Source organism: Clostridioides sp. ES-S-0006-03, from assembly GCF_020662275.1.
Lineage (GTDB): Bacteria > Bacillota > Clostridia > Peptostreptococcales > Peptostreptococcaceae > Clostridioides.
On the sequence record NZ_JADGMM010000004.1, the window covers coordinates 82,114 to 108,865 of the forward strand.

Here is a 26,752-nt window from a genome sequence, read left to right on the forward strand (position 1 = left end):
GTTTAAATAGCAACTTTTTAACGGTTCTGACATTTTTTATTATTTTCATGAAGATTGACAAGGTAGGATTTTCTATTAGTTACTTTTTAGTGTCTACTTGAAAGTTTGATATTATGACCTTAACATGTAATTTATGGAATAATTTACTTAGTGTAGTAAGATGCAGTCTATAACTAAACTATAATTTTATAATTTGAATCTTATTAAGTAAAACTCATAAAAAGGAGTGTAAGTAATGCTAAACGATATGCTAACGCTATTATCTGAAAGAAGTGATTTTTTTATAAAACTATCCATCGAACATTTGACAATTTCTATTATTTCTATAATAATTGCAATTGTTTTAGGTGGTATAATTGGTATCATTGTAAGTGAATTTCACAAGTCTTCTAAGCCCATCTTGGGGACTATCAATTTTCTATACACTATACCATCTATTTCTATGTTAGGTTTTTTGATACCATTATCTGGAATTGGAAATACTACAGCTGTTATTGCTCTTACTATATATGCATTATTACCTATGGTTAGAAATACATATACTGGAATTACTAACGTAGATAAAAATATACTTGAAGCAGCGAAAGGTATGGGAAGTACAGACTTTCAGATACTATATAAAATAAAACTTCCACTAGCCTTACCTGTTATTATGTCTGGGATTAGAAACATGGTTATTATGACAATTGCATTGACTGGTATCGCTTCATTTATAGGTGCTGGTGGTCTGGGGGTAGCTATATATAGAGGAATCACAACAAACAACACAGTAATGACAGTCACTGGAAGCATTCTTATTGCTCTATTGGCTTTGTTATTTGATTTTATTCTAGGATTAGTAGAAAGATTTTTACAAAGAAAAAGAAAAAAGAAAAATAGGAAAAAAGTATTTGCCATTCTAGGAAGTCTTATCCTCATAACAACTATCTTTACATCTTATTTTTTTAACTCTGCAAAGACTCAAACTATTCATATTGCTACAAAACCAATGACTGAACAATATATTCTTGGTGAAATGTTGGATATTTTAATTGAAAAAAATACAGATTTAAAAGTAGAAATTACACAAGGTGTAGGTGGAGGAACATCCAATATTCAGCCAGCTATGGAGAATGGAGAATTTGATATTTATCCAGAGTATACAGGGACAGGATGGAATATGGTACTGAAGAAAAATGAATTATACACTGAAAATATGTTTGAGAAATTACAATCTGAATATAAAACTAAACTTAAAATGCAGTGGACTGGGATGTATGGTTTTTCTAATAGTTATGCGTTGGCAGTCAGAAAAGAAATTGCAGATAAGTATAAATTAAAGAATATCTCAGATTTGAGAGATATATCTTCTAAATTGACATTTGGTGCAGAGTATGATTTTTATGAAAGAGAAGATGGCTATACTCCACTATGTAATACCTATGACTTACACTTTAAAAACACAGTTGATTTAGATATTGGACTTAAATATCAGGCAATCAATGAGGGAAAAATTGATGTAATGCCTATATTTACAACTGATGGTCAGTATAGTGTTTCAGATGTTGTAGTTTTAAATGATGATAAAAGCTTTTATCCATCTTATCAATGTGGAAATGTTATTCGTTCAGAGGTGTTAGAGGAACATCCAGAACTTTCAAAAGTATTCCAGATGGTTAAAAATATTTTAACTGATAAAGAGATGGCTAAATTGAATTACGATGTAGAAAATAATAATTTAGAGCCTAGAGAAGTTGCACATGAGTTTTTGAACAAAAAGGGACTTTTATAATTGGAGGAAATATAATGACACCTATTATACAATTTAAAAATATTGAAAAACAATATAATGATAAAACAATCATAAATAATCTAAATTTAGATATAGAAAAAGGAGAATTTTTAACTGTTATTGGGTCATCTGGAAGTGGAAAAACAACACTTCTAAAAATGATTAATGGTCTTATTTTGCCAGATGGAGGAGATATTTTAATTAATAAAACAGACATTAAAAATGAGGACTTAATTAAATTAAGAAGAAAAATAGGCTATTGTGTGCAGGAAAGTGTTCTTTTTCCTCATATGACTGTTGAAGAAAATATTTCATATGTGCCAAATCTCCTTAATCGAAAAAATAAGTTAGAGATAAAAAATGCTGTAGACAAATGGATGCAAATCGTAGGATTACCAAATGATATGAAAATAAGATACCCATCTGAATTATCAGGTGGTCAGCAACAGCGTGTAGGGATTGCACGTGCTTTAGCTTCTTCGCCAGAAATCTTATTGATGGATGAACCTTTTGGAGCTGTTGATGAAATTACACGAAAACAGTTACAAAAAGAGATAAAAGAAATTCATAAAAAAACAGGAATTACGATTATCTTTATTACACATGATATTTATGAGGCCTTGATTTTGGGTACAAAAACTTTAGTATTGAATCATGGAGTCATTCAACAATATGATACTCCTGAAAATATTTTAAATGCTCCTGCGAATCAATTTGTAGACCAATTACTGAATGTAAAAAAATCTATAACAAGTTATGATGACTTAAAAGAATAAAGTTAATCCAAAAATTAAATTATGATAATACTGAAAAGCTATTGACCTTGAGTTAACTTTAAGTCGTATACTAAAAATGTAAGAATAGTTAAGCAAGGCATAGGAGGTATTAAATATGGATAGAGAAAGAGACTTAGGTACAGGAGCAGTTTTCCCTATTGGGGAAGAAAACAAAGCATTTGCACAGTATTTTACAGGAGAATGTTATTTAAATATGCTTACTACTAAGGGTGTGGGAATTGGTAATGTGACTTTTGCTCCTTCTACAATCAATTCATGGCACATACATCATAAGGGTGGACAGATTTTACTTGTAACTGGAGGTAGAGGATATTATCAAGAGTTTGGAAAACCAGCTCAGGAATTGCATGCAGGTGATGTAGTTAATATACCACCAGATGTAAAACACTGGCATGGAGCTGCACCAGATAGTTGGTTTCAGCATCTAGCTGTAGAAGTACCAGCAGAGGGAGCCTTCAATGAATGGTTGGAGCCTGTATCTGATGAAGACTATGGTAAACTAAAATAGAATATTTATAAACTTATAAAAAATGAAGAGTGTATATTAGTTAAAATTACTAAATATACACTCTTTTTATTTTGAATTAATGAAAATTTAAGATAATAATAGTTTTTTAGAAAATAAAATTAGTATAATAAAATAGGAAACTCAATGATTTAATGTGTATAAAAAATATGGAGGAAATAAAATGGAAACTATAATGGTTGTAGAAGATGATATTATGCTTAATAATGGTATATGTTTTAACTTACAAAGTGATGGATTTCGAGTTGTACCAACATATAGTCTAAAAGAAGCTAAAGAGAAATTTGAGAAAGAAAAAATAGATTTAATGATATTAGATGTAAATCTTCCTGATGGAAATGGATTTGACTTGTGCAAGGAAATAAGAGCTAGCTCAAAAGTAGGTATTCTGTTTTTGACAGCATGTGATATGGAATCTGATATTGTAAATGGATTTAAGATAGGAGCAGATGATTACATAACAAAGCCATTTAGTATAAACATATTGATACAAAGAATAAAAGCACTGCTTAGAAGATGTAAGGTTGAAATACAAGAAGAGGTCTTATTTGAGGGAGAATTTGAATTTAATTTTGATAATATGACTGTAACTAGAAATAGCGAAAATATAATCCTTTCACCTATAGAATATAGAATTCTAAAGAAATTGGTGCAACATAAAAATGAAATAGTTACAAGACAAGCATTGATAGATGCAATATGGGACAATGATAGTGAGTATATGGAAGAACATGCATTGACTGTAAATATAAATAGATTGAGAAAGAGAATAGACCAGAAAACATCAAAGCATAAGTACATAAGAACTATTTATGGAATAGGGTATATGTGGGTTGGTGAACAAGATGAAAAATAATAAAAGTTTAAATAAGAACTATTACAAGAACATTTCTATTATATATTTCATAGTGTCATGTTTATCCTTAATAATAATAAGAATGCAAACTAACAAAATTTTATATGTGCATCCTGACTTAGCTGAATTTATTGTAAATATTAATTGTATAATTTTAATTTTTATATTTACTATGTTTTTTATATCGTTATTTTTTGTATATAAAATAAGAAAAGACATAGTTGAATTTAGTAGTAATATCATATATAACATAGATGAATTTATATCGGGTAATAAAAATATGCACTTTGATTTAAATAAAGATACTTTAACTGCAAAAGTTCAAAATAAAATTAAATATATGATAGAGGTTATGGAAGTTAAAAACAGCAAGTATTCAGAGGAAAAAGAAAATATAAAAACTTTAATATCAGATATATCGCATCAAATAAAAATACCAATAGCTAATATATCTATGTATAATGAGACTCTAATACAAAAAGAGTTAGATAGAAAGAATCAAGTATTGTTTTTAGAAAACATGCAAAGTCAGGTAAATAAATTGGACTGGCTGGGAAAAGCACTTATAAAAATTTCTAGATTAGAAACTGGTATTATATCTTTGAATACGACTAAAAGCAGAATAAGTGATACTATTGCAAGTGCATTAAGTGGAGTCTTTTTAAAATTAGAAGAAAAAAATATATTACTAGAAATTGATTTAGATGATAAAATTGAAGTTTGTCACGATAAAAAGTGGACTAGTGAAGCTTTCTTTAATATTATAGAAAATGCAGTAAAGTATACCAATGAGGAAGGAAAGATAAGTATAAAGACTGATAAAATGGATATATTCACTAAAATTATCATAAGTGACAATGGAATGGGTATAGATGAGAGTGAAATAAACAATATATTTAAAAGGTTCTATAGAAGTAGAGAAGTTGGGGATATAGAAGGTATTGGAGTTGGATTGTACTTAGCAAGAGAAATTATAAATAAACAGAATGGATATATAAAAGTAGATTCTCAAAAAAATATTGGAACTACATTTAATATTTATATGAAAAATTAGACTTAGCATTTATTTAAAATTGATGTTTATAATATATAACTTGAAAATAAAATCAAAAATTCTTAGAAGTAGTGTATATAGTGTTTATTAGATAACATTATATGCACTATTTTTAGTTTCACTTCAATAAATATCACAAAATATCTCGAAATTGTTATAATTCATATCTAAAATATAACAGCACTGTGAGGATTGGATAGGGGCTTACATGATAATATCTAAATAAGGAATCAATAAGCGTGAAAGTTTAATATACAATTAAAAAATATATAAAATAAAGTAAGAGGGAGATTTGATTATGAAAATACTGGAGACTAATAATTTAAAAAAATATTATGGAAAAGGTGAAAATATAGTAAAAGCTTTAGATGGAATAAATATAAGTATAAATAGAGGGGAGTTTGTAGCTATAGTTGGGACTTCAGGTAGTGGAAAAAGTACCTTGTTACATATGATAGGGGGACTTGATAGAGCAAGTGATGGAAAAGTAATTGTTGATAATAATGATATATTTGCTATGGATGATGAAGAACTTACAATATTTAGAAGACGTAATGTAGGCTTTATATTTCAAAATTATAATTTAGTTCCAATACTAAATGTTTATGAAAATATAGTATTACCTATAGAACTTGATGGATGTAAAATAGACACTAAATATATAGATGAGATAATAGAAGTTTTAGGACTAAGTCAAAAAGTGGATGACCTACCAAACAATCTATCAGGAGGACAGCAACAGAGAGTAGCTATTGCAAGAGCTTTAGCAACAAAACCATCAATAATACTAGCTGATGAACCAACAGGTAATTTAGATAGCAAAACAGAACAAGATGTGCTAGGACTTTTAAAAGTTACTAGTAATAAGTTTAGCCAAACTATAATTATGATAACTCATAATGAACAAATTGCTCAAATGGCTGATAGAATTATAAGGATTGAGGATGGAAAAGTTGTAAATAGAGGTGAGAACAATGTTACAGAATAACAATAAGGAAATTATAAAAAAGTTAAGTAATAGAAGTTTCAAAACAAATAAAATGAGAAATATAGTTTCAGTGCTTGCAATAGTATTGACAACAGTTTTGTTTACATCATTGTTTACAGTGGGATATAGTGTGTTGGACGCTTTTAATAGTTACAAAGCTATGGAATATGGGACAAAGAACCATGTTCAATTTCAAGCTTTAAGTAATAGACAAATTGAAATTATAAAAAAAGATAGTTCAGTAGACAAAAACAGTATTGGAATAGTAAAAAACATAGCAAGTTTAAAAAATCCAGAGTTTTCAACTCAGACAGTGAATTTAACCGTTTATGATAAAAAAAGTCTTGAAAATGCTGCAAATGTAGAGATGATTGAAGGGAGTTTACCAAAAAATAATGATGAAATAGTCATGCCTACAAAGATATTAGATATGTTAGATATACCTCATAAAATAGGTGCTGAAGTAAAATTAATAATTCCAAAAACTAAAGATGGGGTACTAACTAATGAAAAAGAAACGTTCAAATTTAAACTAGTTGGATATTTTGAATACAAAACAGCTACAGCAATACCTCTTCATGATGTATTTACGAGTGAAGCTTTCTATGATAATTACAAAAAAACAAATGAAGTAGCTCCTACAAGTGTATCCTTTAATTTTTTTAATGATAAAGATTTGCAGTCTAAATTTGATAAACTAACTGAGAAAATCCAACCTTATTCAGGAAAATCAACTATAAATCCTATATATTTAAGTAAACAAGCAACTACTTTCAAAGAAGTTGTTAAAAATGTATTACCAATAATCTTAATTGTAATGCTTATACTTTTAAGTGGATATTTATTAATTTATAATATTTTTTATATTTCAGTTGTTAAAGATATAAAATATTATGGATTATTAAAAACAATAGGAACATCTCCATATCAATTAAAAAAATTGATTATTAAACAAGCTAATAGATTATGTATAATAGCTATACCAATAGGTTTATTATTGGGATTTTTAATAGGAATAGTGTTTGTTCCTCTAGTTGGTAAGTTTATGGATGGATTAAATAAAACCGCATTTGAATATTTTAATCCGTTAATATTTGTATTTGCCGTTGTATTTTCATATGTAACTGTTAGATTGTCATGCAAAAAACCTGCTAAGATTGTAAGTTCTGTATCTCCTATAGATGCTGTAAGATATAGTGATAAAAGTAATAAGATTAAACGTAAGTCTAAAAGAGGGAAAAGTGGTTCTAAAATTCATAAGATGGCATTTGCAAATGTATTTAGAAATAGACGCAAAGCTATTTTAGTTTTAGTTTCTATGTCACTAAGTTGTATAATATTTTTGACTGTATCTGCAATTATAAGTAGCTCTAATCCAGAAAGAGCTGCTGAAGGTATGATGTTAGGGGATATAGAAATACGTCATGGACTTGCAGACACTGCTAAATCTGAAGATAACGAAGTTGCTCCAATTGACGAAAATCTTATAAAAGATATTAAGAATCTTGATGGAGTGAGTAATGTAAGTAAGGTGTACAAGGATTTAAGTTATATAGTTTATGAAGGAGATTTAAAAGATGAGATATTGACTCAAAAAGTAGATGAAGAATATAAAAAGCAATTTCTTCAGGGCAGAGACCCAAAAGAAATAGCAGAAAATAATGGTTTTTTAGCCTCAGATACAGTTGGATTATCTTCAGGTAGATTATTAAGTAAACTATCAAAAAACAATATTATATATTCTCAAAAGAATTCTAAAATACTGTCAGGTTCTATAGATGAGAAAAAATTTGATGAAGGTGGATATGTAGTAATTACTGGACATGAAGGAAGTAAAATAAAAGCAGGAGATAAAATTAAGTTTAGATATTTAAAAGGAGATACTATAGGGAAAGGATATATAGATAAAGAGTTTAAAGTCATGGCAGTTTTTGATGGTGCACAAAATTTTAATATGGGGATGTACATTAATGAAAATGACTTTAAAAATATGGTTATAAAGCCATATATAGAAAATCTGGTAATTGATATAAATGGTGATGTTAAGTCTGTTGAAAATAAAATAAATAATTTGAATAAGAAATACAATAATCCATATACAAAAGTTTATTCAAAAAATATCTATATAGAAGAGGCAAGAGAGAGTCAAAAGGTTATAAAGATTGTAGGTATGAGTGCGGTATTTATAATAGGATTGATTGGAGTGCTAAACTTTATAAATACTATGATAACAAATATAATGTCTCGTAAACAAGAGTTTGCAATGATTGAGGCAGTAGGAATGACAAGAAAACAGCTTCAAAGAATGATAATGCTTGAAGGTTTTTATTATGGGGTGATAATAACTATTGTAAATCTTACTTTTGGAAGTATCGCAACATTTTTAGGGTTTAATATTATGAAATTAAGATATTCTGTGTATGCTTATCCATTAGGGGCGCTTATAATAAGTATATTAATAGTATTTTTGATAACGTCTATAGTGCCTTTAATAGTTTATCATAATGTTTCTAAGGATAGTATTGTTGAAAGAATTAGGGAAGCTGAATAATAATTAAATATAATAGAAACTGAATAATGGTTAAATATAATCCAAGCTAAATAATAATTAAATGTAGCATAAAAAAATATTTTTTTATATACACAATAGAAAGAGGATGTCTCAAAATGAGCTTTTTGGTTCATGAGGCACTCTTTTTTTGTATGAAATCAAATATATTTTCATTATTTAAACAATGAAAAAGAGACTTATCCCTATTTTGAGACAGCCCCTTTTTAGAAGTTGTTTTTAATATAGTATTTTAAGCTTTACATGATTTGTATAGATTTGTATGCATAATTTTAAAGACAAATAAAATACTTATATCTTATGTAAAATTTATTTTAATATTAATTTTTTATTTTCTTAATATATCACTTTTAGTCAGTCCATTTGATTTACCTTGAGGAGTCCAATGATAATTAGACATAGATTTAAATAGAAATCTAGGAAAGTTAGGTGATATAAAAATATTATCTTTACTAGAAGTGTTACTATCTATGTTGTTACTAAGTATATTCTTTGATAGTTCTCCTAATGAAGTTCCTAAGCTTTTTTTGGGACCTTTACCTAAAGGAGTAGATTGTAATGAACCTAGCATTTCTCCTCCACCAATTCCTATCCCTTGAACCCATGTAAAGTTAACCCTTTTACACCAATTTTCTATCATTTGAATTGCTAAATGAGTTTGTTTCCCTTCATAGAATCCACAGTTAACTATTGCATATACTGGAATAGATTTTTTATTTAGTTTCTTCGCACATTCTTCACATTCCTCTAAAAAACGAATTAAATGAGAAGGAATGCCATCTACATAAAGAGGAAATGCAATTATTAACCTATCACAAGTAAGTATGGCTTCAATAGCTTTAGGATATTTAGATACATTGTCTATTTTAAATGTGAGAATGTCATTATCCTTTTGTATAAGTTTTTCTACTTCAGATAAAAAGTATTGTGAATTATTTTCTTTTACTTTTGGGCTTCCATTTATCATTACTATATTCATAAAGATTCACCTCTTACATCTTGTGGATTTTTAAAAAATGAAACAGAATGTTCCTTCATATTGAGATTTACAGCATTTGCACGTACTAGATTAGTAGCAGTGTCTTTTTCAGTATCTGTAATACAATCCCCATAGAATAAAGCCTTTAAATTTATCTGTTTTTCATATCTATTTTTATGATGCATTTCATTATTCTTTATTACAAAGTATGGAAGGAGATAGCTTATACTTCTATCAAGTATATTCTTAATAAATGGGCTAAAGCCACCATAACAACATCTACTAATTATAATAAATTCATCAGAATCAGCTATCAATTTACCCATATTTCTGTAATAGTCTTTTATGACACATGTAGTAGGTGTTTTAATCCAACAACCAAAACAACCAATACACTTGTGGATTTCTTCAGTGTTTGAAAGTATTTTTATATTGTTATCAAGTTTAGGTAATAAATTATCTAAATCTTTTTCAGTTAAATCATGTATTAAAAGTCTCATAAATTTTACCCCCTTTATATTATGTAGGTTGACTTTTATAATTCTATCCTACAATTTTTTTAATAAATCATTACACCAATTAATTACAAAACTATAATAGTCAACGCCATAAATCATTGTGAAATACATACATGTGTATTGGTCAATACAACAATTTTGTTCTACCTCAGTTTTTTGTGCATCTAATTTATTTAAAAGTAATTCAATTTCAGCTATCAACATTTTTAAGTTTGTTTCAATTATTTCTTTAGGTAAGTACTCATAAAAAAATATGTTAACAAGGTGGTTATGCTTTGTCTTAGAAAATTTAATTGGTTTTTCTAACCACTCGAGAAAGTATGATTTCCCTATATCAGTTATGGAATATAGTTTTTTTAATTTGCCACCATCTATAACTTCGCGATAGTAGATATAATCTTTTTCTTCTAATCTTTTAAGTGCAGGATAAATACTACCAAAACTAGCATCAAAAAAGTATGAAGTACTTTGTGACATCTTTTGTTTTAAATCGTATCCACTTAATTCTTTTTCCATCAGAAATCCTAAAATAATGTATTCTAACATAGTGCCTCCTAATATCGTTTATGTATATATTGTTTAGTTATATATCGTTTTGATATATTAATTATTACAAATAATGGGTAGACTGTCAATATGTTTTTAAATTAAGTTTTAAACAGAAATACAGATTATCGCTTAAACACTAGGTTTATTATCATATCTTAAGTTTTAAGAGTTGAATTTACCACTTACATAAGAACTTTGACATGACAATATGATTAAAAGCATATAAATTATTTGAATAGTGCACAAAACCGCAGATTGTATATAATTCACTAATTAGTGAATTATATACAATCTGCGGTTTTTATTCGCTGAATTTATAGCCAACACCCCAAACAGCCAATATATTGTGGATTGTCTGAGTCAGTCTCTATTTTTTTCTTAGTTTTGTACAAATGACGACGTTAGATTATTAACCTTTTATGGTATTGTCATAGCTCCAGATGCTTTCGTATAGCTGTTTTTTTGCAAATTTAACTACTTCCATCCAGTTATAACCTTCTAGTCAATTTCAAATTTTCTAGTCAGTCAATGATAAAGATAAACTGAAATTTGGGAACTCCATGTTATGCCCATAATAGATTTACTTGCTAGATAACAAAAATAATTTTTTTGTAGTGCTGGCATTCACTTTTATCGTTGCTTTCACTGGAAAAAGAACATTTCCGCTATTGATATAGGTGCTAACATTCAAAAATCCCATACCTTCAAATGCCGCCTTTAATAATGGCATTGACACTTTGTTTTTACAACTAATGTTTATGCCACGAAAAAGAGCAATATATTTTTCTAACTTAAAGAACCTCCATCTATTATAAATAATCTTTGATTCAACTTTCAATTTGCATTTACATCCAACGCTTAAATACTACAATTTCAGCATCAGAATCATAAACGCTATACTCAGATACCATGAGATATTTTTCATCAGCAATAATTCCATAATATCTGTCACTGTCTTTTTTGCTAAGCTGATTTCCAAAGTAAATTTTATTATCGTCCCAAAACTTTACAAGCTGCCCTTTTGGCAAGGTATATTCAATGTTAATGAAAGAGCCTTTCAGTGCATTAAGTTCTGTGACTTCTTCCATATCTTGTATATTAAGTGCATTAAATGCTGCAATCAAATTCTTTTTGAATTTGTATAGAGCATCTTTACCTTCTTTCAAACATAATGCAACCAAGCACTCTGAACCAAAAGGATGACCTTTCGTTTCAGCACATCCATTACAAGTGTTACTCAATTCGCATTTCCTACAATCAACTCCGCAAATAGACTTAGTCATTTTTAATTTTCCTCCTTAAATTTTATTTTATCGAGTACGTCTTATCTACTTAGTTTGGATTTTACAGTGGATAGGCGTACATCTTTTTCACAGGTCTAATGTACTTAAAATACTGGTCTGGGTTATAATAAAAGTACATGATTCTTCCAGGGGTAATATCAGGACAGTAACCCTTACCAATGTAATCAAAAGTTGCCATAGCCATTTCAATCTTTTCTTCAACACTACAATTTTCCTGTTCATAATTAAATGGACCATGTTCAAAGATGATATACTCGGCTTCAGGAATATCAATCATAAGCATTTGTGGCGGAAGTTCCCCTTTATAATCAAAAGGAAGTCGTACGCCCCAACACTCTGTACGGAGAATACCCCAATCGCAGAGCCTGCCATCTGGACTGTTTATATAAGCCATAATCTGACCACTTCCACAGTTAGCTTCGCTTCCACCATCATCATCCAATTTACCCTTGATGCTGTCGAGCAAACCACAAATTGTTTCGTGGTCCTGTCCTGGAATAAGGTTTTGTTTTCTCCAAAAATCCCAATACCCGTTACTTTCATTGTTTTTAATGTACAAAAATTTATGTGCAGGTATGGTTGCAAAATAAATCTTGACACCATCTGTTGATTTAATCATTCCTATTTCTCCTAATCCTAAAAAGTAGCGGTCAAAAGGGGTTATTTTTGTACGAAGAACGACTGGCTTAGGATTTTTTCGATATTCACTTGGTGTTACACCATAAGTTCTTTTGAAAGCTCTGGTAAAAGCTTCATGTGATGAAAATCCATAATCAAAAGCAATGTCCAATAGACTCTTATCACTGTCCCTAACCTCTTTTAATGCAAAGGCTAATTTTCTATTCCGCAAGTAATCTCTAAACTGCATACCCGATATTTCTTTGAATTTTTTCGTTGTATAAAATTCAGAATATCCCAATTTGCGAGAAAGAAAGCGTAACGTTAAGACTTCGCCGTTGTAATTTTTAATACATTTGTCAATCTCGTCAATGATTATCTGAATTTGTTGTTGCCACTCATACATTTAACTATTCACCTCGTTTCAATTACCCTACATTCATTATAACGAAATAGAGAAGTTATGGCTTGATTTTACTTGTTGTCATTTAATTTTAATTCTGTGGATTTGCATCTTGTCTAATTTACTATATTATGTCACATTGACATGAAAGCTTAAAAGGAATTAAGAATTAGGAACTATTGACAAAGTGTAAATTTAGCAGTAAAATAATTGCATGAGCAAATAGATTGTTGCGCTCGCAACAAAAATATAAATAACAATATTAAGGAGAGAACATGAGAGAGCTATTAAAATGGGTTTCCATTATAAATAGATATAACGCAAACTATATTGATAGGAAATTGGCTGATATTGGAATTAATAATAGCCAATATTTTTATGTATTACACATATGTAGTAATCCAGGTATTACACAGGATACTATATTTAAAAGAATTCTTGTAAATCCTAGTAATATAACAAGAGCTTTGGCAAACCTAGAAAAAGAAGGGTTTATCACTAGAGAACCAAGTGTTAAAGATAAAAGAACATGGCATCTGTATCCTACAGAAAAATCTTTGGCATGTTATGATGAAATAATAAAAATAACGAATGGATATGTAGAGGAATTGTTAAGTTCATTTAAAAAAGAAGAGCAAGAGTTGTTCATGTCAATGTTAAAAAAGACTGCTTTTATAGCTATTGATATGAATGAAGAAGCAAAATTGGAGGCGAAGGAAGATGGAAGAAAAATATAAAGAACCATTGGAGTATGAGAAAGTTTCAAAATTATTGACTAAGTATGCAATACCTAGCATTATAGCAATGTTAGTAAGTGCGTTATATAACATAGTTGACCAAATTTTTATCGGGCAAGGTGTTGGAGTGTTAGGTAATGCTGCTACAAATGTTAGCTTTCCACTAACAACAATATGTACTGCAATTGCTTTATTATTAGGTATTGGTGGAGCATCTAAGTGCTCATTAGAATTAGGTGCTAAAAATTCAGAAAAAGCTACAAAATCAGCGGGAAATTCTATTTGTCTAATGGCTATCTTTGGAATAAGTTTGTTTATAATAGTATCAATATTTTTAACACCACTATTGAAATTCTTTGGTTCCACATCAGAAATATTACCTTATGCACACACATACACAAAGATTACATCAATTGGATTGCCATTTCTTATAATGTCTACTGGAATGAGTAAGTTGATACTTGCTGATGGAAAACCAAAAGCTTCTATGTTTTGTATGTTGGTAGGAGCAGTTATTAACACAATTTTAAATCCACTATTCATATTTGTGCTTGATATGGGAATTGCTGGGTCTGCTTTAGCTACTGTTATTGGTCAACTTATATCTTTTGGCTTTAGTGTTTATTATGTAATGAATTTTCAACATATTAAACTACATAAGAAAAGTTTTAAATTAGAAAGTATAATTTATAAACATATATTTGCGCTAGGTTCAAGTTCATGTTTTAATCAATTAGCAATGACTGTAACACAAATAGTTATGAATAATACGTTGGCATATTACGGAGCTAGGTCAGTTTATGGAAGTGAAATTCCACTTGCTTGTGTTGGTATCATTATTAAAGTAAATATGATTTTTATATCTATAATTATTGGTATATCACAAGGGATGCAACCAATTATAGGATACAATTATGGAGCTGAAAAATATAATCGTGTAAAAGAAGCATATAAGTTAGCAGTAGGAAGTGCAACTGTTATATCTGTTATTGCATTCTTATGCTTCCAATTCTTCCCACGACAAATTACATCTATATTTGGTAATGGGAATGAAACTTACTTTATATTTGCAGAACATTATTTTAGAACTTTCTTGTTCTTAACATTTATAAATGGTGTTCAAATAGTATCATCAACTTTCTTTACATCAATTGGGAAATCAGTACTGGGACTTTTTACTTCTTTGACTCGTCAGATTCTGTTTTTAATTCCATTAATAGTGATTTTACCAATGTTTATGGGTATTGATGGAGTAATGTATGCGGGGCCAATAGCGGATGCCGCTGCTGCAATGGTATGCATATATTTTGCAATTCATGAAATGAAATCACTGACTATAAAGCAAAATAAAGTAGTGAGTAATCATAAGGAGATTGTAGAGGTATAAGATAATCTTCAATAGTTCTAACAGCATAGTAATCAAATTATTTTTTATGGTAAGTAAATTGTTTTTATTGAATTTACTTACCATATTTTAATTATAAATAGTTATTTATCTCCATTCAGTTACATCATTTAACTTTAATCTAGGTCTTTTTGCTGGTTGTTCATCAGGATAACCTAACGATATTGCTGCAACCAATTGACTATCTGTATCTAACCACTCACATAATTCACAATATGCAAAGTACACATCACAAATCCAAAGACTACCTAAACCTAATTCTACAGCTGTAAGAGACATATTTTGAATTGCAGCTCCGATTGATTGTATGTTTGCCATTTCATAAAAACGTTCTTCAGCAGATAAGTTTTCTAAAGGTGATTTTCCCAACTTGTTTAAAATAAAAATTGTTATGGGAGCTTGTTTCATAATTTCAACAGTATAATTTGCTCCTGCAATATGTTGACGACTTTCTGGAAGAAGTCCATTGTTATCAATTTCATTTTGAATACCTTTGCTCATAGCTCTAAGCATAGATTCTTTTTCTTTTTCAGTGACAACAATAAATTTCCATGGTTGTCTATTTTTAGATGAAGGTGCATCTATTCCAGCTTCAATTATTTTTTCTATAGTTTCATGTGAAATATTTTGATTTTTATATTTTCTAATGCTACGTCTTTTCGATATAGAATCGCTTATCATTATAGTAACCTCCATTTATTTTTGTTAATTTTTCCAAGTAAGGTTTTTATTTAAAAGATTATATTAGTTTTAAAAATCTATTTATATAAAATCTATTTACGTTATGTTTACAAAAAACATATTCACATATAGAAGAATTGTTTTAATTATTTTATCATTAATTTAGAAAAAAGTCATTGTCTTTAGAAGTAGAGCATGAGAATTCTGGTAAAAATAACACTGAAAATTTAATGTAGCTTTATCAAGGTATTAGTACTTGTATATTTACAACCTAGTGCAGAAAGTCCACTCTTTTAGGTGTGGATGGATAGCATAGATAGTGTATAAAAATATTGACATTAAGAGATTAACATACTATAATTATTTAAACATAAACATAAACATAAACATAAACATAAACATAAACATAAATACTTATGAGGTGATGTAATGAGATTTGATATGGATAATCTGTTATATATACTAATTTATATGACATTATTAGTATCTATCCTTGGATGCATAATTTACTTTTGTAAAGACCTCTTATATCATAAAATTAAATATGTTTTAAGGAAAAACATATTTATAAATAGATTTACATATTCTGAAAAAAGATTGCCTAAGCATTATATTGTTTTTCAAAAATATGATATTTGGAGGTATTATAGTATATTTTAATTTGAAATGATTCTATTACAGTTCAAGAATTTAAAATAAAAGGAGAGAATAGAATGGATTTCATTTCAAATATACTACAAGAGGTATTAAATATATTATTTAGTTTTACAGGAGATTTTGGGATTGCAATAGTACTTATAACTTTAATAGTAAAGTTGATGCTAATGCCATTGTCATTAAAACAAAGATTTTCTATGAAAAAACAACAAGAATTGGCAGAAAAGATGGAACATATAAAAGAAAAATATAAGGATAATGCTAAAGAACTTGAAAAGCAACTACAGATGCACTCTGTGGAAAGTATGAAGAGTATGATTGGGTGTTCCACAATTTTACTACAAATGCCAGTAATATATGCACTGTATCATGTATGCTTAAACATGCCAAAGGGATTTACAACAGTTATAATTCCTTGGATTGCTAATTTAAATACAGCTGATAATTTATTTATACTACCTTGTATATACACATTAACTATGCTAGCTCCAAATTTAATAAATTATATACCATATTTTAAGGTGAGTTCTCAAAGAACATTTAATAAACAAACGATTATAATGACTACTATAACGAGTCTTATAATAACTGTTAGAACTCCAGTAGCCCTAGGTCTATATTTTATAACAAGTGCAATTTATGCATTAATTGAAGAGATTTGCTTTAGAATATATTTTAATCAAAAAAATAAACTAGTATTAAAATAATATAATAAGTATTTTATAAATTCTTAGCCTGCCAACATGAATCAAAGTTGGCAGGCTATTTTTATAAACATATTATTTTCTAAAAAATAGTTATAAAATAAATTAATATAAACTAAAATAAAGTTAAAAAACTGAGATGATAAAATAATAATGGCTAAAATATTAGTAGTAGAAGATGAAAAAAGAATGCAAGATATCATTGTAGAATATATGCAAAAAGGAGGATATACTTGCATAACTGCTGATGATGGAGTAGAAGCACTTACAATAGTGAAGAATAATGATATAGATTTAATGATATTGGATATTATGATGCCATATTTAGATGGATTCTCAGTATGTAGAGTTTCACGTGAAATGACTAATATACCTATTATTATGTTGACAGCTAAAGGTGAAGAAGAAGATAAATTAAAAGGCTATGAGTATGGGGCTGATGATTATAAAATGTTATGATGTATGAGAGTATCTCATTAAAATGATTTTTTATAAAAAGATTGTTCAAAAACTTCATGATTTCAATAATCACAGATTTAGGAGTATAGAGAAGCTTTTTATCAAGAATAGGAGAAATATTTTATTTTCAACATGGTATAGTGGGGAAGATGTAAGCCTTAAATGTAGTTAAAGTAGAGTAGTTAAAGAATTAAGAAGACTCAATAATTAAGAATATTATAGAAAGGAATAATGTATTATGAAAATGCCCAATAAGATTGAAAATATTATGTTTGCTCCCTGTGGGATGAACTGTAAAGTCTGTTATAAACATTGTTATTCAAAGAAACCTTGTCAGGGATGTTATGCAGGTGACTTGGGGAAACCAGAACATTGCAGAAAGTGTAATATAAAAGAGTGTACAAAGATAGAAAAGATTACATACTGTTTTGAGTGTGAAAAATTTCCATGCAAATTGGTCAAAAACTTGGAAAAAAGTTACAATAAAAGATACGAAGAGAGCCTTATAAAAAATAATATTTTAGCTAAAGAGTCTGGAATAACTACTTTGATGGAAGCAGAATTAAAAAAATGGACTTGTATTTATTGTGGTGGCATTATTTCTTTACATGACTCTGAATGTTCTGAGTGTCATGCTAAAAAGGAATCAAAATAATAATAGCCTTATTGACATATAGCTTTTCTCCGTTTCATTTAATTCTTGATGAAAATGAATATGTAAATGAAACGGAGGTCTATAAAATTTGAACTAGGTTAATTAAAACTATCGTAGTGATTAAAACTATCTTAGTGTATTATGTATAAAAATCAAAATAGAACAATTAAAATTTATCTAGTATATTACCTAGTTTATTTAGTGTATTACTTAATTTTTTTAGTATATTACTTAGTTTCTTTAGCATATTATTTAATTTCTTTTGATTTAAAGATGCCTTGCTTATAAAATTGTCCTGAATAAGGAATAGATAAAGCAAAAAATGCAATTATTACACCTGAAACAATAATCAAGAAATTAATAGATACCATATCAGCAAGTGGTCCAAAGAGTATCATCCCAAGAGGTATAAGACCAGTATATATAATAGTAGGTAAGCCCAATACACGACCTTGCATTTCTGGTACTACATGTTATTGCAACATGGTCATAGCTGTTGCTTGAATAATTGGGATTGAAAAACTGGTAAAAAACATGAATATGAAAAATTGCCAAGCTTGTGTAACAGACCCCAAAATAATAGAAAAGATAGCATAAGATAACATTGCCAAGAAAAATGTCTTATTTCGATTTTTAAAGCCACCAAATATTCCTATAACTAATCCACCTAGAACCATACCTGAAAAGCCAATCATTTCAATAATAGATAGATAAATATACCCCTTACCAAATGTACGCTCAATCAATAATCCTATAAGAAAGCCTGATGGTACACAAAGAAAAATGAAAGCGCCATAAGTAAAAACTACTTTTCTAATAAATTTATCCGAAAAAGAGTATTTTATTCCAGATATCATGTCTGCTAAAAATGATACTTTTTCAGTTTGTTTTATTATATTATGTTTAGGTATTTTAATGAAGCAGAGTAATACAATAGCAATAATTGCAGTAATAATATCAAGTAAAAGTACTTGAGATATTTTATTTCCTAGACCAAGAATTGCTGCGGATACAATAGGAACTATAAATTGAACTATAGATTGAATACTGCCATTTATACCATTAAAACGCATTAAGTGTTCCTCTGGCACAAGTTGAGGAATCAGTGCATTTACAGCAGGTGTCTGTACACCACTTCCTAAAGAACGAATAATAGATACAACAGCAATTGCGATTAATTCATTTTCTCCTTTAATTCCTGACATCATAAGCATAAGTAGTATTAGTGTAGAAGCAGCGATTATAGCATCAGATACAATGATGAGTATTTTTCGATTATAGTAATCTGCCCATACACCTGCCAAAAAAGATATTAGCATTTGTGGTATGAAGGAGCATACGGTTAAGATTGTTACCCATATGCCTGATGACGTTTGAAGTGTGATATACCATATCATTGCCATCTGTACAAGTGATGAACCAAATAGGGAAATATATTGGCTCACTAAAAAGGTAAGGATTTTTTGCTTCCATGTAAAATGAGTATTTTTGTTTTCCATTCTATTCCTCCTTTGATTTGTGTGTTTAATTTTTCTTGCTCTTAAGAATAACACACAAATCAAAGTATGGAGTTAGAGTGGAGGGTTAAGAAAATTGTTCTTTCATGCTTTGAAGATGAGATTTCATTGTTTTTGCGTTGTATTCCGCCTCTTTCAATGAGGTTATCAATTTGTCACATACTGAGATAATTTCATCATCGTCTTTTGGAGTGTCAATAACAGTTTTAATATTAGCATTGGGATTACAAGACAAAGCATTTAACATTCTTAAAATAGCTGAAAGAGAATAGTTTGCAGAGCGTAACGAATTAATAATTTTAAGGCGCTTTATATCTTCATCAGTATATACACGATAACCATTTTGCTTTCTTTTTACTTTTAACAACCCGTTCATTTCCCAATTTCTTAAAGTATCTATTGTAACCTTTAAGTATTCTGAGGTTTCTTTTCTAGTTAAAAATAACTTGTCTGTCTCTTGTGTGTTTCCATTTAAAATTTCTTTAACAATATTGATTGCTTCCTCAGCATTTGATTTTTCTATTTCTAATTGTTGTAAATAATGACTAACAAGAGAAATAGCTTTGTCAAAATCTTTATTTGCTGATGTTCTGACAATCTCAATTGCATTTTTTCTCAATCCTCTTTGCGTAACTTCAATTTTTAAGGCTGTACGAGCAAATTTAAATTGCTCTATATGAAAATCGTTAAAAATACGATAGCCATTAGGATTACGCTTAGGTTTAGGTATTAGTTCAAGTTCTTCATATAAACGTACTGTATTAGGATGTATACCAATTAAATCTGCTATTTCTGATGTTGTGTAGGTATTCATTTATATTCAACTCCTCTTGTGTGTATATAGCATCAACAATAATATCACTAAACGAAAGTCTGGTGTTATAGTGGAGGGTTGTTATAATCATTCCATATACAACTATTCTATTATAGAAGTAAGTATATGTTTTTTAATAAGCTGCCATCTATCACGAGGTTTAAAAACTATCTTAGATGGTATTGCTATAACCAAATCGTACTTTGGTATACAACAGATGGCATTTCCTCCAGCTCCCATTGCTGAATACCAAAGAGTTCCATCTTCTTCACATAGCCACCATAGATAACCATACTCATTGGAATTCATTTTGGTTGATTCTTCAATCCATGATTTAGATATAATACATTTATTATTCCAAATACCATCATTTAAATACAGAGAACCAAATCGTAACATATCTCTGGCACTCAATGTAAGTCCCCAGCCACCAGCAGTATTACCTTGCCTGTCTTTTGCCCAACCTTTAAGATTTTTTCCAAATAAATCTTCAAAATCAAAATTTTCTATATCATAATCGGGTATTTCTCTCATACCAATAGGTTTGAATAGATGTTCATTAGCAAACTCACGAGCACACTTTCCTGTAGTATTTGTAATAATAGCTGAAAGTAGGTGAACTCCAGCTGAAGAATATTTGAAAGTTCCAATGTTTTTGTTTTGACCAAGTTGATTTAGGGCATATTTTACCCAATCTCGTTGTTTAGAAAGTCTCTCTAATGATTCAGTTGTATTTTTAAAAGGGTATGGTGCAGTCATCGTAAGCAAGTGGCGTATAGTTACTGCTTTTTTGTATATATCAGCAGGGCTACAATTATATTCAGGAAAAAAATCAACAACTTTTTGCTCAACATCCTTTATATAACCCTTGTCTATTGCGATACCAATTAGGGCTGATATGATACTTTTTGTGACAGATGCAACATGAAAAGTATCGTCAGCATTATAACCATTATAATATTTTTCAAAGACGATATTTCCTCTTCTCGCTATGATTATTGCGTTTATATTGCTATATTGTGAGATTATTAAAGGTTCAAGCTGTGAAAGTTTTTTTGAATCCATTCCAACACTTGAAGGGTCTATATTTTCAAATTTCAAATCTAAGCAGTAACCTTTATCCATTATAAATACCTCCCTGTTATAGACTTTGAGTTTTCTTTTAGTTGTTGAGGAGAACCCTCTGCAATGATATATCCGCCTTTGTCTCCTCCTTCTGGACCAAGTTCAATAATCCAGTCACAAGTATTTAGAACTTCTATATCATGTTCAACAACAATTACAGAATTTCCATTTTCGATTAATTCATCCAACAATTGAATTAGTTTAGCAGTATCATACAGACTTAGACCAGTAGTGGGTTCATCCAACACATAGAGGATATTGCCTTTTCGTTTTTTACCAATCTCTTTTGCAAGCTTGATTCTTTGAGATTCTCCACCACTTAAAGTAGGGGTAGGTTGACCTAGTTTTATATAACCCATACCAATTTGTTCTAGTACTTTTAAGTGTGAAACAATATTTGGAGTATCTTCAAAAAAAACAACAGCTTCAGATACACTCATATTTAAGACATCATAGATATTTTTATTCTTATATTTAATGGATAGGGATTCATCATTAAATCTTTTTCCATGACACTCATTACATATACTGTCCATACTTAAATTATTTCCCAACCAGATTTTTTCATATCCACTACCACTACACTTAGGACAAGCACCTTTTGAATTGAATGAAAAATGCCCAGCAGTGAAATTTTGTTTTATTGATTCTGGTTGACCTGCAAATAAAACACGTATCTTATCCCATATCCCAATATAAGAGGCAGGAGTTGAGTTCATATTTCTACCAATAGGAGTTTGAGATATTTCTGAATATCCAGAGATATATTGTGTACCACTTAATTTATCAGCAATAGTTTCTACAATTGTATAATCATCCTCATTACTTACTTCATTTTCTTTAATAGTGGTTTTATTATTACTTGCTTGATTGTTGAAGTAACTTCTAAGAAGAGGGAGTAATGTATCTGATATAAGGGAACTTTTTCCACTACCAGATTTTCCAGCTATTCCAACCATAGCACCTAAAGGTAATGATGCAGTAATGTTTTTAAGATTATTTGTACTTGCATTTTGAACAACTATACAATGCATTTTTTCAATGTCCGTAATATTTTTAGATGATGTTCTAGTAGGCATGGAGTATTTTCCTGAGATATATTGTCCAGTAATTGATTCATTTGACTTAAGTAGACCTTCTAAATCTCCTTGATATATTAATTGTCCACCTTCAATACCAGCTTTTGGCCCTATATCAATAATATGTTCTGCCATATTAATTGTATTTTTGTCGTGTTCAACTACAATGACAGTGTTACCTAAATCTTTTAAATCTTTAATGGATTTTAGAATGTCGATTTTTTCGGATTCATGTAATCCCGCAGTTGGTTCGTCAAGTACGTAAATTAATGAGTCCATCTCTGAATCAAGGTGAGAATTTAAAAATAGCCTTTGTATTTCTCCACCACTTAAAGTTGACATCTCTCTGTATAAGGACAGATGACCTAGTCGTGCCTTTATTAGATTATTTGTCTTAATTAAAATATCAGCTATTAAATTTTTACCTAGAATAGTTAGTTTGTCTTGATTCAATAATGACTTTAGGAATTCATGAACTTCTAAAATGCTCATCTTTCCAAGTTCACCAATATGCTTTCCATTTAATAAAACTTGGCGTGCTTCTTCACCAATTTTAAAACCATGGCACTCAGAACAAGTAGTCATGCTATAAATACCATTTAAGTCTTCACCTCTTTGGTGACGACCATGAAGTACTTTTGCTAAAGAAGAACTTTGTTTTCCATTTTCATAGTGACCATATAGTACCTCGTTTTGTACTTCCTCAGGCAATTGTAAGAATGGTATATCTAAGTAATCTTTGAATTTTTTAGATAACACTCTCAAATATCCTGGTGTGATTTGGGCTCTATCCAAAACTTTTTTTAGGGTAGTGCGCTTATCCAAGATAAGTTTTTCAATATTAATCTCAAAGTATGCTCCACGTCCAGAACATTTCATACACATTCCATCTGAAGAGGTATATGAGAAATAACTTGGTCTTAAGCGTTCTTCTTTATTACCACAATTATTACAAATAAGATTGTTGTCTACAGGAGTGTTACACGCAGAACATATTACTTGTCCTTCTCCTGCATATAATAGTGTAAGCATACTAATAATATTGGTTCTAGTACCTACTGTTGAACGAGGATTACTCTGACGGATGATATTTTGTTTAACAGCTATAGTAGGAGCTAATCCTTGAATATTGTCAAATTTATTCTCATTATCAATGCCTGAAAGTATGCCTAAGGACTGTAAGTACTGTTTACGCCCTTCCTCAAATACAATATCGAACATAAGACTGGATTTACCTGAACCACTAACACCTGTTGCAACTACAAGCTTATTTTTGGGGATAGAGATATTTATATTTTTTAGGTTATGTATTTTTGCACCTTTGATTTTTATTTCTTTCATTAATTCACCTCATTTTATTAATTTTATCAAACTATAAAATTAGTATGTTTTAATCATTAATATAAGAAGAGGTTAAGCGAAATCATAGTATTAAAAAGGCTCTATAGGTAAATATATATCAACTATATGTTTATTTTGTGGGTGACTATTTGGGTCATTAAGATATACTTCAAAAGGAAAAGAATTACGTAGTTTATGCTCATCATTTGATAGCCATTCATTATACATAAAATCCCAAGCATCACTATATTCATCTTGAAAAATACTAAAATGTCCCACCAGATATTTCCCAGAAGGTATTGTAATATTGCCAAGGTCGCTATTTTCTTTGACAACAATATTATCTGGAATTGTCATACAAATACTAGTCCTCAAATGATGTTCTTGTGTAAATTGAGGATTATCATGATAAATAGCTAATATCTTTGTCTTTTCAAGTTCAATTAGATTCTGCTCATTTGCATAATCAAAGAGTTTTTCTACAATCTTTGGAAAGTGACTGGCCAAATTTCCATATGACCCAGTGTATCTAATATAAGCTGTATTTACATTATCAAGTTCTAAGATTTCAATTTCTCCCTTAACCTCTCTCTTATTTTTAGATTTAAGTTTTGATATGTGTCTATTATACTGAGAAATTTTATATGGTTCTTTGCAATTCTTGCTATAATTGTTTCTATATTTTATAGGGCTTATCTTATAATAATTTTTGAAGGCTCGCGAAAAAACTGCGGAATCAGTAAAACCGAAATAATGTGCAATATCAGTAACTGTCATATCAGTACGATGAATAAGAAAAGAAGTGGCTCCTTCTAGTTTTAACCTATTTACATACTGTGACAATGTTTCTTTTTCTATCGCTTTGAAAATTCTATGAAAATGAAACTTTGAAAAACCTGCTATATTAGAAAGCTCTTCAAGAGAAAGAGAATCATACAAATGCTCTTCTATGTAGTCTTGTACTTTGCAAATACGACGTAAGTATTCTTTTTTAATTTGGGAATCGGTCATAAGTATACCTCCTTATTGTAAAAATATATATTTTAAATACCCTTATTTATAGTAAATAAAGCGTTGAGTATGTGAAATTTAAAGTAAAAAAATGTTAAATAGATTTTTTATTAGGAGTTTTTCTTATATATAACAACAATTTATATTATAAGAGAATTTCTATCTTACTTTGTAACACTTAGTATAACATAGTGATATATTTTTAGATTGTATATTTGATTATACATTTATATAAAGTTAGAGACTATAACATAGACAAAAACTTAATATCTAGTAGGGTTGTAAACTTTGATACTAAGAACAATATATCAATTTTAAGAAAATGTTTACTAAATAATAAAATATTTATATTAAAAAAATTATTAAATTTATTGTTTAAATAAAAAAGTTAAATCTCATCTATTAACATAGAGCCTTTAAAACTTTAAAATGAAAAATATAGAAGAATGATTTTTAATAAAATATAATCATCTAATAAATTATTAAGAAATACAAAAATACTTACAAACAACTATTTATTTGAATTGGGGGAATAAGAATATGAACAATGGTTTTTATCAATTAAATTCAGCAGTATTATATTTTAACGAGCGAAGTGATGTAAACAAAATAAGGTTTAATCACTATATAATGAGAAAAGAAAACATACAAAGATTAAGGGGAACTTTACCAAGGGGACAGTTTATGATGACTGTAAGAAAGGCTGCATCTGACCTTGATTTATCAATATCTACAATAAGTAGGCTTGTAAATGAATTTATAGATTTAGGAATATTGAGACTAATAAGTCGAGGAGTGAAGGGAAATTGTTGCTCTGTATATAGTTATATATGCTCTGAAAGTAATGATACAGGTGTAATAAAGAAACGTAGAAGTTTTTTTGAAGATATATTAGAAAATATTAATGAAACAAATAATAGTAGCCAAAAGGTATCAAAACATGAATATAAGTATGACAAAGATAAGGCCAGTGATACCAATATGTATAGCTATGTAGATAAAGAGTATAGACAATGGGGTTATGACCCAGAATTTCATACTGTAGATGAAACAGAAGATGTAACAAAGAAAAAAGAATTATTAAAAAAAAATTTAAAAAAAGAGTTATTAAAAAAGAACTCCAAGAAAAATACTGATGTGGAAGAGGAATACTGTTATATAGAAAGTATTTATGAAAATATTATAAAAAAGTTAAATAAAGAGTCAGGGGAAAGTTTTAGGTTTGATTCAGAAACAGATAATAAACTTATAGCTGAAAGAAGAAAAGAAGGCCATAGCTTAGAAGATTTTTATAAAGTTATAGAATCAAGAGTGAAGAGCTGGAAGGAGACTCCTACGCTAGTGGATATAAAGCCAGAGATTCTATTTAGTCATGAATTCAAGACTTACTTAAATAAAAAGTGATTATAGTGGATAAGAGATATAAGTGGATAAGAGATATACTAGAATAGATATTATGAAAAATCTAAAATTTAGATATAGTTTATGTTCAGATATATTATATGTATAGAAAATAGGATTATTAGTGTTATTAATAATAAAAAATATTACTGGAATTTTTAAAATTCCAGTAATATAAAATTTAAATTACAGTAATAAATAAGAAAATTTTTATAAACTATATCATTAGAGTTA

Annotated in this window: 26 protein-coding genes; 13 read left to right on the forward strand and 13 right to left on the reverse strand. The window is 28.9% G+C overall.

Annotation, left to right across the window (positions count from 1 at the left end; all coding sequences use genetic code 11):
* Nucleotides 1-235: 235 nt before the first annotated feature.
* From IR151_RS06610 to IR151_RS06640, 7 genes are all read left to right on the forward strand, one after another.
* On the forward strand, nucleotides 236-1,771 hold the full coding sequence (locus IR151_RS06610) for a glycine betaine ABC transporter substrate-binding protein (protein WP_227433733.1): 1,536 nt from the start codon (nucleotides 236-238) through the stop codon (nucleotides 1,769-1,771).
* A 14-nt stretch (nucleotides 1,772-1,785) separates the two neighbouring features.
* The gene (locus tag IR151_RS06615) at nucleotides 1,786-2,547 is read left to right on the forward strand and encodes an ABC transporter ATP-binding protein (RefSeq protein ID WP_227433734.1); all 762 of its coding nucleotides are present in this window, start codon (nucleotides 1,786-1,788) and stop codon (nucleotides 2,545-2,547) included.
* A gap of 115 nt (nucleotides 2,548-2,662) precedes the next feature.
* Nucleotides 2,663-3,076, forward strand: coding sequence for a cupin domain-containing protein (locus IR151_RS06620; RefSeq protein ID WP_227433735.1), 414 nt, complete (start codon nucleotides 2,663-2,665; stop codon nucleotides 3,074-3,076).
* A gap of 181 nt (nucleotides 3,077-3,257) precedes the next feature.
* Complete coding sequence (locus tag IR151_RS06625) at nucleotides 3,258-3,950, forward strand: response regulator transcription factor (RefSeq protein ID WP_227433736.1); 693 nt, start codon at nucleotides 3,258-3,260, stop codon at nucleotides 3,948-3,950.
* Nucleotides 3,940-5,004 carry a sensor histidine kinase gene (locus IR151_RS06630; protein WP_227433737.1) on the forward strand — a complete coding sequence of 355 codons (1,065 nt, stop codon included), beginning with the start codon at nucleotides 3,940-3,942 and terminating at the stop codon, nucleotides 5,002-5,004. The genes IR151_RS06625 and IR151_RS06630 overlap by 11 nt, the downstream gene beginning before the upstream one ends.
* A gap of 298 nt (nucleotides 5,005-5,302) precedes the next feature.
* Nucleotides 5,303-5,992 carry an ABC transporter ATP-binding protein gene (locus tag IR151_RS06635; RefSeq protein ID WP_227433738.1) on the forward strand — a complete coding sequence of 230 codons (690 nt, stop codon included), beginning with the start codon at nucleotides 5,303-5,305 and terminating at the stop codon, nucleotides 5,990-5,992.
* Nucleotides 5,979-8,543, forward strand: coding sequence for an ABC transporter permease (locus IR151_RS06640; protein WP_227433739.1), 2,565 nt, complete (start codon nucleotides 5,979-5,981; stop codon nucleotides 8,541-8,543). The genes IR151_RS06635 and IR151_RS06640 overlap by 14 nt, the downstream gene beginning before the upstream one ends.
* Before the next feature lie 346 nt (nucleotides 8,544-8,889).
* Here IR151_RS06640 and IR151_RS06645 read toward each other — a convergent pair whose 3' ends face one another.
* From IR151_RS06645 to IR151_RS06670, 6 genes are all read right to left on the reverse strand, one after another.
* A complete protein-coding gene (locus IR151_RS06645; RefSeq protein ID WP_227433740.1) occupies nucleotides 8,890-9,540 on the reverse strand; it encodes an NAD(P)H-dependent oxidoreductase in 651 nt (216 codons plus the stop codon).
* A complete protein-coding gene (locus IR151_RS06650) occupies nucleotides 9,537-10,040 on the reverse strand; it encodes a flavodoxin family protein (protein WP_227433741.1) in 504 nt (167 codons plus the stop codon). The genes IR151_RS06645 and IR151_RS06650 overlap by 4 nt, the downstream gene beginning before the upstream one ends.
* 48 nt (nucleotides 10,041-10,088) lie before the next feature.
* On the reverse strand, nucleotides 10,089-10,604 hold the full coding sequence (locus IR151_RS06655) for a helix-turn-helix transcriptional regulator (RefSeq protein ID WP_227433742.1): 516 nt from the start codon (nucleotides 10,602-10,604) through the stop codon (nucleotides 10,089-10,091).
* 583 nt (nucleotides 10,605-11,187) lie between these two features.
* Entirely contained in the window at nucleotides 11,188-11,445 is a 258-nt protein-coding gene (locus tag IR151_RS06660; protein WP_227433743.1) for a DUF1697 domain-containing protein, read from the reverse strand.
* 7 nt (nucleotides 11,446-11,452) lie between these two features.
* On the reverse strand, nucleotides 11,453-11,890 hold the full coding sequence (locus IR151_RS06665) for a DUF3795 domain-containing protein (protein WP_227433744.1): 438 nt from the start codon (nucleotides 11,888-11,890) through the stop codon (nucleotides 11,453-11,455).
* Between the two features lie 61 nt (nucleotides 11,891-11,951).
* Nucleotides 11,952-12,935: a helix-turn-helix transcriptional regulator gene (locus tag IR151_RS06670; RefSeq protein ID WP_227433745.1), complete on the reverse strand. Its 984-nt coding sequence runs from the start codon at nucleotides 12,933-12,935 to the stop codon at nucleotides 11,952-11,954.
* Nucleotides 12,936-13,207: 272 nt separating this feature from the next.
* On the opposite strand from IR151_RS06670, the gene IR151_RS06675 reads away from it, so the two are divergent.
* Entirely contained in the window at nucleotides 13,208-13,669 is a 462-nt protein-coding gene (locus tag IR151_RS06675) for a MarR family winged helix-turn-helix transcriptional regulator (protein ID WP_227433746.1), read from the forward strand.
* Nucleotides 13,653-15,056: an MATE family efflux transporter gene (locus tag IR151_RS06680; RefSeq protein ID WP_227433747.1), complete on the forward strand. Its 1,404-nt coding sequence runs from the start codon at nucleotides 13,653-13,655 to the stop codon at nucleotides 15,054-15,056. Before IR151_RS06675 ends, IR151_RS06680 begins: the two co-directional genes overlap by 17 nt.
* Nucleotides 15,057-15,161: 105 nt before the next feature.
* Here IR151_RS06680 and IR151_RS06685 read toward each other — a convergent pair whose 3' ends face one another.
* Nucleotides 15,162-15,755: a nitroreductase family protein gene (locus tag IR151_RS06685; RefSeq protein ID WP_227433748.1), complete on the reverse strand. Its 594-nt coding sequence runs from the start codon at nucleotides 15,753-15,755 to the stop codon at nucleotides 15,162-15,164.
* A gap of 713 nt (nucleotides 15,756-16,468) precedes the next feature.
* On the opposite strand from IR151_RS06685, the gene IR151_RS06690 reads away from it, so the two are divergent.
* The 3 genes from IR151_RS06690 to IR151_RS06700 all read left to right on the forward strand — a co-directional run bounded on the left by IR151_RS06690 (nucleotide 16,469) and on the right by IR151_RS06700 (nucleotide 18,230).
* Nucleotides 16,469-17,119, forward strand: coding sequence for a YidC/Oxa1 family membrane protein insertase (locus tag IR151_RS06690; protein WP_227433749.1), 651 nt, complete (start codon nucleotides 16,469-16,471; stop codon nucleotides 17,117-17,119).
* A gap of 150 nt (nucleotides 17,120-17,269) precedes the next feature.
* The gene (locus IR151_RS06695; protein WP_413927153.1) at nucleotides 17,270-17,575 is read left to right on the forward strand and encodes a response regulator; all 306 of its coding nucleotides are present in this window, start codon (nucleotides 17,270-17,272) and stop codon (nucleotides 17,573-17,575) included.
* A gap of 238 nt (nucleotides 17,576-17,813) precedes the next feature.
* Nucleotides 17,814-18,230 carry a DUF3795 domain-containing protein gene (locus tag IR151_RS06700; RefSeq protein WP_227433750.1) on the forward strand — a complete coding sequence of 139 codons (417 nt, stop codon included), beginning with the start codon at nucleotides 17,814-17,816 and terminating at the stop codon, nucleotides 18,228-18,230.
* Nucleotides 18,231-18,478: 248 nt separating this feature from the next.
* On the opposite strand, the gene IR151_RS20320 is transcribed toward IR151_RS06700, so the two are convergent.
* The 6 genes from IR151_RS20320 to IR151_RS06725 all read right to left on the reverse strand — a co-directional run bounded on the left by IR151_RS20320 (nucleotide 18,479) and on the right by IR151_RS06725 (nucleotide 25,117).
* On the reverse strand, nucleotides 18,479-18,688 hold the full coding sequence (locus IR151_RS20320) for a hypothetical protein (protein ID WP_285894940.1): 210 nt from the start codon (nucleotides 18,686-18,688) through the stop codon (nucleotides 18,479-18,481).
* A 15-nt stretch (nucleotides 18,689-18,703) separates the two neighbouring features.
* Complete coding sequence (locus IR151_RS06705) at nucleotides 18,704-19,729, reverse strand: MFS transporter (protein ID WP_285894941.1); 1,026 nt, start codon at nucleotides 19,727-19,729, stop codon at nucleotides 18,704-18,706.
* Nucleotides 19,730-19,814: 85 nt separating this feature from the next.
* Nucleotides 19,815-20,561, reverse strand: coding sequence for a MerR family transcriptional regulator (locus IR151_RS06710; protein ID WP_227433751.1), 747 nt, complete (start codon nucleotides 20,559-20,561; stop codon nucleotides 19,815-19,817).
* Between the two features lie 102 nt (nucleotides 20,562-20,663).
* On the reverse strand, nucleotides 20,664-21,686 hold the full coding sequence (locus tag IR151_RS06715; RefSeq protein ID WP_227433752.1) for a serine hydrolase domain-containing protein: 1,023 nt from the start codon (nucleotides 21,684-21,686) through the stop codon (nucleotides 20,664-20,666).
* Nucleotides 21,686-24,106: an excinuclease ABC subunit UvrA gene (locus IR151_RS06720; RefSeq protein WP_227433753.1), complete on the reverse strand. Its 2,421-nt coding sequence runs from the start codon at nucleotides 24,104-24,106 to the stop codon at nucleotides 21,686-21,688. Before IR151_RS06720 ends, IR151_RS06715 begins: the two co-directional genes overlap by 1 nt.
* A gap of 90 nt (nucleotides 24,107-24,196) precedes the next feature.
* The gene (locus IR151_RS06725; RefSeq protein WP_227433754.1) at nucleotides 24,197-25,117 is read right to left on the reverse strand and encodes an AraC family transcriptional regulator; all 921 of its coding nucleotides are present in this window, start codon (nucleotides 25,115-25,117) and stop codon (nucleotides 24,197-24,199) included.
* Between the two features lie 540 nt (nucleotides 25,118-25,657).
* Between IR151_RS06725 and IR151_RS06730 the strand changes: the two genes are divergently transcribed.
* On the forward strand, nucleotides 25,658-26,521 hold the full coding sequence (locus tag IR151_RS06730) for a conserved phage C-terminal domain-containing protein (RefSeq protein WP_227433755.1): 864 nt from the start codon (nucleotides 25,658-25,660) through the stop codon (nucleotides 26,519-26,521).
* Nucleotides 26,522-26,752: the final 231 nt, after the last annotated feature.